The following is an 11,202-nucleotide window of genomic DNA, read 5'->3' on the forward strand; positions in this document are numbered from 1 at the left end:
GGGTTCTTGCGGCGCTCTTGGGTGGCCGGTACGCGTGGACGCGCCCTCGTGGGGCCGAGACGTTGAGCGGACCGGTACATGGCCGTGGTCCTTCGGCCGAGGATCCGCGGCGGTGCGGGGCCCGGCGCTGTGGTGCCGGGCCCGGCACCGAGGGGGAGGTCAGGCGTCGCCGTTGAGCATGGCGGCGGTCAGGACGTTGCCGCCGACGCCCCAGCCGCCGTCGGTGACCTCGTCGATGAGTACGACGGTGGTGGGACGGGCCCGCTCGCCGTAGATCTCCGCGTACAGGTCGGTGGTGCGCTCGACGATCTTCTTCTTGTCCGCGGCGGTGACGGTGTTCGCGGGGACCTTGAAGTGGGCGAAAGGCATGGGTGCTTCTCCTTGGGCGGGTTCTGCCGTGATGCGGAAGCGCGTGTCCGGGAGTGGGGGTCCGTGGGGCTTTTTATCGGCTGGTGCCGGAGTGGTCAGGCGCCGGTGGGTGGGGGCAGCGGTTCGAGTGCGCCGCGGTCCGCGGTGGCGCGTGTCCCGGCGTACGCGATGTGGCGAGCCTCGGCCAGGGCCCGTGCGGTGAGGCTCCCGAGGCCGCGGGATGCGCCGGTGACCACCACGACGTTCGGCTGCGTCATCACACCATGCCCCCGTTGGCCCGCAGGACCTGGCCGTTCACCCAGTGCCCTGCCGGGCTGGTGAGGAAGGCGACCACCTGGGCGATGTCCTCCGGGGTGCCCAGCCGCTCCAGGGGCGCGGCCTTGGCGAGCTGGTCGATCTGCTCGGGAGTCTTGCCTTCGAGGAACATGTCCGTGGCGGTGGGGCCGGGGGCGACGGCGTTCACGGTGATGTCCCGACCGCGCAGCTCGCGGGCGAGGATCAGCGTGAGCGACTCGACGGCCGCCTTGCTCGCCGCATACGCGCCGTAAGCAGGGAACCGGGTACCGACCACGGAGGTCGAGAACCCCACGAACGAGCCGCCCGCGCGCAGTCGCCGGGCGGCCTGCTGGGCTACGACGAAGGTGCCGCGGATGTTGGTGCGGTGCATGGCATCGAGCACCGCCAGGTCGAGGTCGGCGATGGGCGACAGGGCGAGTCGGCCGGCGCAGTTCACCACGACGTCCACGCCGCCGAACTCCTGCTCCGTCCGGTCGAAGAGCGCGGCGACCGCGTGCTCGTCCGCCACATCCGCCTGCGCGCGGATCGCCCGCCCGCCGGTGGCGGCGATCGCCGCCACCGTCTCCTCTGCGGCAGCCGCGTCGCGGGCGTAGTTCACCACGACGGCCAGGCCGTCCTTGGCGAGCTTGAGGGAGACCGCCCGGCCGATGCCGCGTGATCCGCCGGTAACGACGGCAACCCGCACGGTTGCCGGAGGGGGAGTCGCTGTGGTGTGGTTCGTCGTCATGTCCTCCACGATGCCCGGCATCGGCCGACGGAGCCAGGGGATGTCATCCCCTGTGTCGGCGGCCCGCCGGAGCATCGGTGGACTACTACAACGAACTCGAACGCGGCGCCGGCTCTCAGCCCTCCGAGCAGATGATCGCCGCGCTGGCGAGGGCCCTGCGCCTGAGCGCTGACGAGCGCGACTACCTCTACCACCTGGCCGAGCGCCCGGTGCCCGCGCACGGCGGACCGGCCTCGCACGTCCACCCCGGCATGCTCGACCTGCTCACCCGTCTGACATCGACACCCGCACAGGTCATCACCGACCTGCACGTCACCCTCGTACAGAACCCGCTGGCGGTGGCTCTGCTCGGGGACCACTCCGGCCTCCGGGGCGCTCGGGCCAGCTTCGTCCACCGGTGGTTCACCGACCCCGACGCCCGGCGGATGTATCCCGAAGCCGACCATCAGGGCCAGTCCCGGGCCTTCGTGGCCGACCTGCGGGCAGCCGCCGCCAGACGAGATGCCAAAGACACCGAAGCCGGCTCAATGATCCGTTCGCTGCTCGACGCCTCCTCCGAATTCGCTGCCCTGTGGGCCGACCACGACGTGGCATTCCGGCGCGACGACCGCAAACGCCTCAACCACCCCGCACTCGGCCTGATCGAGGTCAACTGCCTCAACCTGTTCAGCGAGGACGGCCGACAGCGGCTGCTCTGGTTCACCCCCGCGGTCGGCACCGACAGCGCCGGCCTCCTCGGCCTCCTCGCCGTCCTCGGCACCCAAGAAGTGACCGGACCCGCACACTGACAGCCTCCCCGTCACAGCGTCGGTCACCAGGGCGGCCTGTCGTAGCCGGTGACGATTCCACGGCGCCCGTGAGCCCTGAAGCAGCGCTCGACTGAAGCAGCGCTCGACGATGTTGCGCCGACGGTAGGTCTGCCGGTCGAATGCCGGGGGTCGGCCGTCGCGGCGGCCACGGTTGTGGCGGTCCTTCCCGCAGAGGGGGCGAACAGCTCGGATCTGCCTTCTTCCTCGCCTGGAACCTGTGGGGCCCCGCCCCTCCGGCCGTCGGCGCCGCGTTCGCGAGGAGTGGCGGGACGCGTCGGCCCGCCCGCACCGAACTGCGCGTTCACGCGCACGGTTCGCCCAGGTCGCGCGTTGCCCGCCGCCGGGGTCCCCTTGTGGTCATGAGTGACGATGGCGATGCCGGGCTTTCGGACCAGGAGCGCGGCGAGCTGGACGAACTGCGAAACCGGTTGAACGTCCTGGAGAAGGCTGGGCCGCCGAGGGCGGCGGGCCATCACGGGCTCCGCTCGTTCGGCTCGGTCCTGTTGATTCTTCTCGCCGCGCTGCTGTCGCTGCTGTCCGTCGTGGCGGTATGGGCGAACAGCATCGTGCGGGACACCGACCGCTACGTCGCCACCGTCGGACCGCTGGCCGGCAACCGCGAGGTGCAGAAGGCGGTCACCCATCGGGTCACCACCGTGGTACTGGCACAGATCAATGTGGACGCGCTGGTCAAGGAAGTGTCGACGGCGGCGTCGCAGAAGGGCGTCCCGCCGCGCGTGGCGAAGTTGCTGAACAGCCTGGACGGACCGATCACCAAGGGGCTCGAACAGCTGATCAGCGGCACAGTGGACCGGGTGGTCACCAGCAGCGCCTTCGAGACGGTCTGGGTGAAGGGCAACCGCCGTGCGCACGCTGCTCTCGACAAGGCCCTGACGGGGCAGGCCGACAGCGCGGTCTCGCTGAAGGACAACCAGGTCACCATCGACGTGGCCCCGATCGTCGCCCAAGTCAAGGACCAGTTGGTCAGCGCCGGTCTCGCTCCCGCCGCGAAGATCCCGGCCGTCCACACGAGCTTCGTCGTGTTCGCGTCGAAGGATGTCGGAAAGATCAAGGCCTACCTGCGAGTGCTGCAGATCCTCGGAGGCTGGCTGCCCGTGATCGCCCTGCTGATCGCCGCTGCCGGGGTGTACGTGGCGTTCAACCGCCGGCATGCGCTGATCGGGGCCGCACTGGCGGTGTTCGTCGCCATGCTCGTCCTCGGTGTCTCCCTGACCGTCGCACGCGACGTCTACCTCGACCATCTGCCCCCCGGGACGTCCCAGGCGGCTGCCGGAGCCGTGTACGACGCACTGGTCACGTTCCTGCGCGCCGCCGTGCGGGCGCTCGCCGCGGTCGCGCTCCTCACGGCCGTCGGCGCGTTCCTCTCCGGCCCGTCCCGGGTCGCCGTTCTCACCCGTACGGGCTGCCGCAGGAGCATCGCCGCGCTGCGCGAGGTGGCGATGTCGGCGGGACTTCGCCTGGGTGCGGTCGGACGGTTCGTGCACCGGTTCAAGCGCTGGATCGGGGTCGCCATCCTGGTGGTCGCGGCGATCGTCCTGTTCACCTGGACCTACCCGACCATGATGGTCGTGGTGTGGACGGCGGTACTCACACTGGCCGGCTTCGCGATCCGTGAATTCCTGGACGTGGGCACCGCCCCGCCCGCCGGCACACGTGCCGGTGGTCCTGCTCGCTGACGCGCCGCCGGAGCCGCTCGACGCACGGCCGGGCGGGGCCGCGGCGACGTGCCGAGGCGGCCACCGGCCAACCGGCTGATCTTTGCGGCGGGTCACGGCCGGTTGTGCCCGACCGTCGCGACAATACGGTCATGACCCCCAAGGCGGACACGCGCGGGAGTTCGGCATCGACGTGGGTCGTCCTGCTGACGCTCGCGGCAGGACAGTTCCTGATGGCGCTCGACAGCTCCGTCATGAACGTGTCCATCGCGACGGTGGCCGACGACGTGGGCACCACCGTGACCGGGATCCAGGGCGCGATCACCGCGTACACGCTCGTCATGGCGATGCTGATGATCCCCGGCGGGAAGGTCGGCGCGCTGATCGGCCGCAAGCGGGCGTTCATGATCGGTTGTGGCATCTACGGATGCGGTTCGCTGACGACCGCGCTCGCCCCCAACCTGTCGGTGCTGCTGGTCGGCTGGGCGTTCCTGGAGGGGGTCGGGGCGTCGCTGATCCTGCCCGCGATCGTGGCGCTCGTCGCCGGGAACTTCACGGTGAAACGGCGTCCGGGCGCCTACGGACTCGTCGCCGCCGCCGGGGCCGTGGCGATCGCGGTGGGGCCGCTCATCGGAGGTGTGGCGACGACGTACTTCTCCTGGCGCTGGGTGTTCGCCGGTGAGGTGGTGCTCGTGCTCGCCATTCTGGTGCTCGCCCGGCGGGTCGCCGACGCCGCGCCCGGCGGGCGTTCGCGCGTCGACTTCGTCGGGGGCGTGCTCTCCGCCCTCGGGCTCGGGATCTTCGTGTTCGGTGTCCTGCGCTCGGACCAATGGGGCTGGTTCCGGCCGAAACCTGAAGCTCCCGCGTGGCTGGGGGTCTCGCCGGTCGTATGGCTGGTGCTGGCAGGCCTGTTCCTGATCTGGGTCTTCCTCCGCTGGGAGGCGCGGCTCGTCGTACGCGGGAGGGAGCCGCTCGTGGACCCGGCCCTGCTGGGGAACAAGCAGCTCACCGGCGGCCTGACGATGTTCTTCTTCCAGTACCTCGTACAGATGGGTGTGTTCTTCGTCGTACCGCTCTATCTGTCCGTGGCGCTCGGTCTCTCCGCGCTCGGTACCGGCGCGCGCATCCTGCCGCTCTCGCTGACGCTGCTGGCCGCCGCGATCCTGATCCCGCGACTTCTCCCGGACGTCTCGCCGCGGCGGGTGGTGCGGCTCGGGGTCCTCTCCATGTTCGCGGGGGCGGTGGCCCTGATGGCCGCGCTCGACGCGGGCGCGGGCGCGGAGATCGTGACGATTCCGCTGCTGCTGATCGGGCTGGGCATGGGCGCGCTGGCGTCCCAGCTCGGCTCGGTCACCGTGTCCGCGGTGCCGGACGAGCAGAGCGCGGAGGTCGGCGGCATCCAGAACTCCGTCACCAACCTCGGGGCCTCGATCGGTACGGCCCTCGCCGGGTCGATCCTGATCGCCACGCTGACCACGTCGTTCCTGACCAGCATCGAACAGAATCCGGCGGTCCCGTCCGAGGTCAAGAACCAGGCGAACACCCAACTCGGCAGTGGCGTGCCCTTCCTGTCGGACGCCCAGCTCAAGACCGCGCTCAAGGACGCCGGAGCGAGCGCGGACGTGACCTCCGCCGCACTCGACGCGAACGCCGCGGCGAGACTCGACGGACTGCGCGCCGCACTCGCCGTCCTCGCGCTCACCGCCCTCGTCGCTCTGTTCTTCACCCACCGGATCCCGACGGCCCAGCCTGGTTCGGCCAAGGTGTAGCGACGGTCGGCCACGGGGAGGTCGCCGGAGCGGTTTTCCGTAGACGTCGCTGGCCGCGGATCACGAGGCGGGTGTTCACCACCGGAGGGCCGGTGGGCCGTTTCGCGTACGGCCGGTCCAGCTCCTTCCAGATCCCGCACGCGTCCTCGACTGGCCGGGGTGGGCGGTAGCGGCGCGGACGACGAGGACGGCGCGCTCTTGGAGCGGCCTGCTCGCAGGATCGCTCAAAATGGTGAAGTCCGCGTGGTATGCGTGTAATGGCGAGGTTCCTGAGCCGATCATGTCCCTTGATCTTCGACCGCAGTAGGGAAAGGGACGTCAGTGGCCGACAGCAGGACTGAGACAGCCAGGAAAGCCGCCGGGTCGATCGGGCTCGTGACTCCGTTGGGCAGGCCGGCGGCGCCCCAGGCGCCCGCCGCCGACGAGGAGTGGCAGCTGCCCGGCGGCAACGCCCGGGTGTACTACGGGCAGGGGGCGAAGGGTGTGGTCCGGCCGGTCGTGCTGGCCGACGGGTTCGACCTCGGGCCGAGCGACTTCGACCGGCTCTGGGCCGGACTGGAGAGCGGACGGTACCCGTTCATCAGCGAGCTTCGGCGCCGCGGGCGCACGCTGGTTCTCGTGGGGTTCGACGAGCGCGGCGACTCGGTCCCGCGCAACGCCGAGACGGTGACCGCCGCGATCCTGCGGACCATCGCCGAGCAGATGGGCGACACCCGGCTCCTCGTCGGCGGGTTCAGCATGGGCGGCCTCGTCACCCGGTACGCGCTGGCCAAGATGGAAACGCAGCGCATGGACCACAGGGCCGGCGTACATCTGTCCTTCGACAGCCCGCACCGCGGGGCGTGGGTGCCGATCGGTCTGCAAGCGTTCGCGCACTACCTCGCCCAGACCGGCGACGACACCTACCTGCGGCAGATCAGCAGCCCGGCCGCGCAGCAGATGCTCTGGAGGTACCTGGACGGCGTGAAGGGCACACCGCGGGAGAGCCCGCTGCGGACCGAGTTCAAGGAACAGCTCCAGCGGGTCGGTTCGTGGCCCCGTATCCCGAGGCTGCTCGGGGTGTCCAGCGGACGCGGCGACGGTGTGGGCAACGGTGTGCGGGCCGGAGCGAAGGCGCTGACCTGCTCCGGAGCGGCCTTCGACGGCACGTACTTCCTCGCCCAGTCGCAGGGCGAGGCGGAGGCGGCCGTGCTGAGCGGTGTCCTCGGCGGCCCGCACACGATCACCACGGGCGGCTTGGCCGAACTGGACGGGGCGCCGGGCGGCACCCTCGAATCGTTCGGCATTCTTGGCGACGCTCTCACCGCTTCCGGGGAGAGCGTGGACACGGCCCACCGGTCCGTGTGCTTCGTGCCCTCTGTCAGCGCGATCGCCATCCGCGACCTGGACCGGCAGGAAGACCTGTACGCCAACATCGACGAGCTGCCCCCGGAGGAGTCCGAACTCGATGACTACGTGCTCTCCGGCAGCAACGATCCGCACGCCGGCATGACGGCCGAACTCGGCGAGTGGGTCCTCGACCGCCTGCCCGACTGAGCGGCCCGCTGGACACGAGGTCCGTCGGGACAGAAGGTGCGGGCCGGTGGTCACGCCGGCGCCGCGCCGGCTGCGCGAGGCGTCCCGACGGGCCTGGCGTCGTATGCCGGGCGCGAACCGCTCCGGCCACCCGCTGTTGGTGAACACGCCGGGTCGCCCGACCGACCTGCCAGGCGTGCCCCCGGGGCGGAGCACGGCTACCGGGGCCGTCGTGAGGAGCCAGGCCGCGCCTTGAGGAAGCGCGTCAGGATGAGGCGGAGGGTGGGAAGCCGGCCGGCCGGGACGAAGCCCGGGCTGGTGGCCGCGCCGGCGAAGACCGGCCGGCGGCTTGTTCCGGGGGCGAAGGCGCTGCGCCGTTGGTGGGAAGCTGAGGTGTTCTCGCTGCGTCCGGTGACAAGGGTGCCACCGGCTGCGGTTGTATCCGTCGGATGGACCACATCACGTTCCTTGTGGCTGTAGTGATCTTGACCGCTCTGGCGTTCGACTTCACCAATGGCTTCCATGACACGGCGAACGCGATGGCGACCTCGGTCGCTACCGGGGCGCTGCGCCCCAGGCACGCCGTTCTGGTCAGTGGCGTACTCAATCTCGCGGGCGCGTTTCTGTCGACGGAGGTGGCCAGGACGATTTCCGGCGGCATCGTCAGCGACGGACTGGTCACGCCGGGCATGGTGTTCGCCGGGCTGATCGGTGCGGTTCTGTGGAATCTGACGACCTGGCTGCTGGGGCTGCCGTCCAGTTCCTCGCATGCTCTCTTCGGCGGGTTGATCGGTGCCGTGTGGGTGGGGGCCGGACGGGCGGGAGTCCATTTCGACGAGGTGATCGACAAGATCATTCTTCCGGCCGTCGCCTCTCCGCTGGTGGCGGGGCTCGCGGCGCTGCTGTCCACCCGTCTCGCCTACCGGCTGACCGCCCGGGGCCGGGAAGCCTCGGTCGACCGCGGTTTCCGGCTCGGGCAGATCGCCTCCGCCTCGCTGGTGTCCCTGGCCCACGGCACCAACGACGCGCAGAAGACGATGGGCGTCATCACGCTCACCCTGATCTCCGTCGGTGCGCTGGCCCCTGGTTCGGGGCCGCCGCTCTGGGTCATCGTGTCCGCCGGCCTGACGATCGGCCTCGGTACCTGTCTCGGCGGCTGGAGGATCATCAGGACCATGGGCAGGGGCCTCACCGACATCAGGGCTCCGCAGGGCTTCACCGCGGAGTCGTCCTCCGCGACCGTGATTCTGACCTCGGCCCACCTGGGCTTCGCCCTGTCGACCACGCAGGTCTGCTCCGGAGCCATCCTCGGGGCTGGCCTGGGCCGCAGACTCTCCACAGTGCGCTGGGGTATCGCCGCGCGTATCGCCATCGCCTGGTGCGTCACCCTGCCCGCCGCCGCGTCCGTCGGCGCGTTCGCCTCGGTCGTGGTCGTCCACGGCGGCACTGTCGGCACCGTCCTCGTCGCCCTGGCCGCAGTCGCCGCGGCAACGTTCATCGTGGTCGTCTCCCGCCGCCACCCGGTCACCTCCGGCAATGTGAACGACGCGCACACCGTGACCCTGCGCTCGGACACCGCGAAAGCGAAAGCCTGAAAGGGCGGACCATGACTCTGAACTGGAGCAGTCTGGGCGAAGTGGCCCTCATCGGCGTCGCCGCCACGGTCGGGATCGTGGCGGTGTTCTCACTGGGCGTCCGCGCGCTCGCACCACCGGGAGCCCCCTTCGGGGACACGCCCGCCGACAGCGAAACCCACCGGCCGGCTCCGCTGATGAAGGCGGTCGCCGCACTGTGCTTCACGGCCTGCGCCGCCGTCATCGCGTACGGCCTGTACCTGATGGTTCCAGCACTCCACTGAACCATTTGCCGACAGAACACACCGTGGTCGACAGGCCCCGACGTCAGCGGCCGGCAGGCGCAGGTAGCTTGGCCATCGAGGCTCCGACCGGCCGCAACGACCGGGATGAGACGAGGCCGAGACCCGTTCTCGTCAGCCCGGAGGCCGCCTGATGCGCGTGAGTCCGGTGACCGGACGTCTCCGCGGCGCGCACGGAGCCCGCCGCCCGTGATGCGTGCGGCAGGCGTACGGGTAAGTCTGGAAGGTGACGCCGAGGGGCCGTATCCACCGGCCCTCCCGTGCCGGCGGCCCGTCACATGTGGAGGTTCAGCATGAAGGAACTGCCCCCGCCGCCCACTCCCACGCTGGAGTCCGCGGCAAGAGAACTGGCCGACGCCACCGCGGCCCATCCCCGCATCTACGAGGTCCCGCCCGAGCAGGGGCGTGACGTCCTCGCCGGCCTGCAGACCGGCGAGGGCGTGGACAAGCCGGGCATCGACGAGGAATGGATCACTGTCGACGCCGGCGAATGGGGCGCTGTACGGACTCGCGTGATCAGGCCCGAGAACGCCGGCGGTCCCTTGCCCGTGATCTTCTTCATCCACGGCGCCGGCTGGGTCTTCGGGGACGAGAACACGCACGACCGCCTCGTACGCGAGCTGGCCGTCGGCGCGGGCGCGGCCGCCGTGTTCCCCGTCTACGACCGGGCCCCCGAGGCCCGGTACCCCACCCAGATCGAGCAGAACTACGCCGTCGCCCGGTGGGTCGTCGCCCAGGGCGCCGAGCACGGGCTCGATCCCTCGCGCATGGTGGTCTGCGGCGACTCCGTCGGCGGCAACATGTCCGCGGTCCTCGCCCAGATGGCCAAGGACCGCGGGGACGTCCGGCTCGCCGCGCAGGTGCTGCTCTACCCGGTCACCGACGCGAACTTCGACACCGCCTCCTATCTGCAGTTCGCCGAGGGCCACTACCTCACCAGGGACGGCATGCTCTGGTTCTGGGACCAGTACACAACCGACGACGCCCAGCGCAAGGAGCGGTACGCGTCCCCGTTGCGTGCCTCCGTGGACGACCTCAAGGGCCTGCCTCCGGCCGTCGTGATCACCGATGAGGCCGACGTGCTGCGTGACGAGGGCGAGGCCTACGCGGCCCGCCTGCGGGAGGCCGGAGTCCCGGTGACCGCCGTACGCGTCCTGGGCATGGTGCACGACTTCCTGATGCTCGACAGCCTCCGCGACTGCCACGCCACCGACGTGGCCCGCCGGATCGCCGTCGCCGCGATCAAGGACGCACTCCACGGCAGTTCACGGCATGCCACAGAGCCTCGGCGGACGCACCCGTAGCCGTCCTGGCCGTACTCGGCCGCTTCACACGGGTGCCCGTCCGGCGAAGCCGCTGTCGGCGCCGCAGGTGAGACGGCTTCGAGCCGTCGAAGTGCGTAACGCGGTCGACGCCACGCATGACGAGCGGAGTCGCGTGGCACAAGGAGAGACATGATCACTCTGAACGTCTTCTTCGATGTGCTTCAGGAGCACGAGGCGAACTTCCTGAAGCTCTTGAACCACATGGTCGTCGAGTCCGGCAAGGAGGACGGGTGCGGCCTGTACCAGCTGTGGCGGAACGACCATGATCCCTACAGCTACGTCCTCGTCGAGCACTGGGAATCGCAGGAGCACCTCGACGCGCACGGCAGGACGCCGCACTGGATCCACTTCAACGACACCGTCAACGGTTACTTGAAGTCGGAGTACGACGAGCACCACTACAAGGAGATTCCGCGCTGAGCGCTGCTCTCGGTTCGGCCCGCGGAGTCCGCCGCGTCGCGCGGGTCCATGCCGCCGAACCTATGCCAGAGCGCCTGGTTGGGTGATGGAACGGGCGGCACGGTTCGCGCACGAGCGACCCGGTGTACGGGCGGGCAGCCATCCGCTCCCGCCCGGCGTCCAGTTGGGGCAGGACCTGACGACCCACCTGCGTCCGTACTCAGGGGAGGCGTGCCGTACACGACCGAGGGCCTGGTGGCCGCGTTCGAGACCCCGGCGCGCCGCGTCGCCGACCGCGGCGACGACGACCGGCACGCGGTGGGACGGCCGATGCGGCGGGACGGGTGCTGTGATCCGGGAATCCGAGGGGGGGAACACACGGGGAACCAGCCGGCGCCGAGACAGAGGCACGTGCGGGCGGGGCGCCACCGGCCCGATGG

General features: G+C 70.5%; 11 protein-coding genes. 8 read left to right on the forward strand and 3 right to left on the reverse strand.

Annotation, left to right across the window (positions count from 1 at the left end; translation table 11 throughout):
- Positions 1–159 precede the first annotated feature (159 nt).
- The 3 genes from ACFXPL_RS15900 to ACFXPL_RS15910 all read right to left on the reverse strand — a co-directional run bounded on the left by ACFXPL_RS15900 (position 160) and on the right by ACFXPL_RS15910 (position 1,393).
- Positions 160–369: a tautomerase family protein gene (locus tag ACFXPL_RS15900; protein ID WP_384918651.1), complete on the reverse strand. Its 210-nt coding sequence runs from the start codon at positions 367–369 to the stop codon at positions 160–162.
- A gap of 95 nt (positions 370–464) precedes the next feature.
- Positions 465–626, reverse strand: a complete 162-nt coding sequence (locus ACFXPL_RS15905; protein WP_384918654.1) for a hypothetical protein — start codon at positions 624–626, stop codon at positions 465–467.
- Positions 626–1,393 carry an SDR family oxidoreductase gene (locus ACFXPL_RS15910; RefSeq protein WP_384918656.1) on the reverse strand — a complete coding sequence of 256 codons (768 nt, stop codon included), beginning with the start codon at positions 1,391–1,393 and terminating at the stop codon, positions 626–628. Before ACFXPL_RS15910 ends, ACFXPL_RS15905 begins: the two co-directional genes overlap by 1 nt.
- A gap of 50 nt (positions 1,394–1,443) precedes the next feature.
- Here ACFXPL_RS15910 and ACFXPL_RS15915 point away from each other — a divergent pair, with 50 nt between their 5' ends.
- The 8 genes from ACFXPL_RS15915 to ACFXPL_RS15950 all read left to right on the forward strand — a co-directional run bounded on the left by ACFXPL_RS15915 (position 1,444) and on the right by ACFXPL_RS15950 (position 10,783).
- Positions 1,444–2,181 carry a helix-turn-helix transcriptional regulator gene (locus ACFXPL_RS15915; RefSeq protein ID WP_384918689.1) on the forward strand — a complete coding sequence of 246 codons (738 nt, stop codon included), beginning with the start codon at positions 1,444–1,446 and terminating at the stop codon, positions 2,179–2,181.
- Positions 2,182–2,561: 380 nt separating this feature from the next.
- Positions 2,562–3,899: a hypothetical protein gene (locus ACFXPL_RS15920; RefSeq protein WP_384918659.1), complete on the forward strand. Its 1,338-nt coding sequence runs from the start codon at positions 2,562–2,564 to the stop codon at positions 3,897–3,899.
- 131 nt (positions 3,900–4,030) lie between these two features.
- Positions 4,031–5,647, forward strand: coding sequence for an MFS transporter (locus ACFXPL_RS15925; RefSeq protein WP_384918662.1), 1,617 nt, complete (start codon positions 4,031–4,033; stop codon positions 5,645–5,647).
- Between the two features lie 375 nt (positions 5,648–6,022).
- Positions 6,023–7,183 (forward strand): esterase/lipase family protein, encoded by a 1,161-nt coding sequence (locus ACFXPL_RS15930; protein WP_384918665.1) that lies wholly within the window; start codon positions 6,023–6,025, stop codon positions 7,181–7,183.
- A gap of 428 nt (positions 7,184–7,611) precedes the next feature.
- Positions 7,612–8,757, forward strand: coding sequence for an anion permease (locus tag ACFXPL_RS15935; RefSeq protein WP_384918668.1), 1,146 nt, complete (start codon positions 7,612–7,614; stop codon positions 8,755–8,757).
- A gap of 11 nt (positions 8,758–8,768) precedes the next feature.
- Positions 8,769–9,020, forward strand: a complete 252-nt coding sequence (locus tag ACFXPL_RS15940; RefSeq protein WP_384918670.1) for a hypothetical protein — start codon at positions 8,769–8,771, stop codon at positions 9,018–9,020.
- 311 nt (positions 9,021–9,331) lie between these two features.
- Positions 9,332–10,342, forward strand: a complete 1,011-nt coding sequence (locus tag ACFXPL_RS15945) for an alpha/beta hydrolase (protein WP_384918673.1) — start codon at positions 9,332–9,334, stop codon at positions 10,340–10,342.
- 150 nt (positions 10,343–10,492) lie between these two features.
- A complete protein-coding gene (locus ACFXPL_RS15950) occupies positions 10,493–10,783 on the forward strand; it encodes a putative quinol monooxygenase (RefSeq protein ID WP_384918675.1) in 291 nt (96 codons plus the stop codon).
- Positions 10,784–11,202 lie beyond the last annotated feature (419 nt).

Origin of the sequence: Streptomyces sp. NPDC059092, assembly GCF_042756365.1 — a bacterium.
Lineage (GTDB): Bacteria > Actinomycetota > Actinomycetes > Streptomycetales > Streptomycetaceae > Streptomyces.

Excerpts from the sequence above, each read along its gene's own strand:
- ACFXPL_RS15900 (WP_384918651.1), bottom strand. The coding sequence starts at position 369 with ATGCCTTTCGCCCACTTCAAGGTCCCCGCGAACACCGTCACCGCCGCG.
- ACFXPL_RS15905 (WP_384918654.1), bottom strand. The coding sequence starts at position 626 with ATGACGCAGCCGAACGTCGTGGTGGTCACCGGCGCATCCCGCGGCCTC.
- ACFXPL_RS15910 (WP_384918656.1), bottom strand. The coding sequence starts at position 1,393 with ATGACGACGAACCACACCACAGCGACTCCCCCTCCGGCAACCGTGCGG.
- ACFXPL_RS15920 (WP_384918659.1), top strand. The coding sequence starts at position 2,562 with ATGAGTGACGATGGCGATGCCGGGCTTTCGGACCAGGAGCGCGGCGAG.
- ACFXPL_RS15925 (WP_384918662.1), top strand. The coding sequence starts at position 4,031 with ATGACCCCCAAGGCGGACACGCGCGGGAGTTCGGCATCGACGTGGGTC.
- ACFXPL_RS15935 (WP_384918668.1), top strand. The coding sequence starts at position 7,612 with ATGGACCACATCACGTTCCTTGTGGCTGTAGTGATCTTGACCGCTCTG.
- ACFXPL_RS15940 (WP_384918670.1), top strand. The coding sequence starts at position 8,769 with ATGACTCTGAACTGGAGCAGTCTGGGCGAAGTGGCCCTCATCGGCGTC.
- ACFXPL_RS15945 (WP_384918673.1), top strand. The coding sequence starts at position 9,332 with ATGAAGGAACTGCCCCCGCCGCCCACTCCCACGCTGGAGTCCGCGGCA.
- ACFXPL_RS15950 (WP_384918675.1), top strand. The coding sequence starts at position 10,493 with ATGATCACTCTGAACGTCTTCTTCGATGTGCTTCAGGAGCACGAGGCG.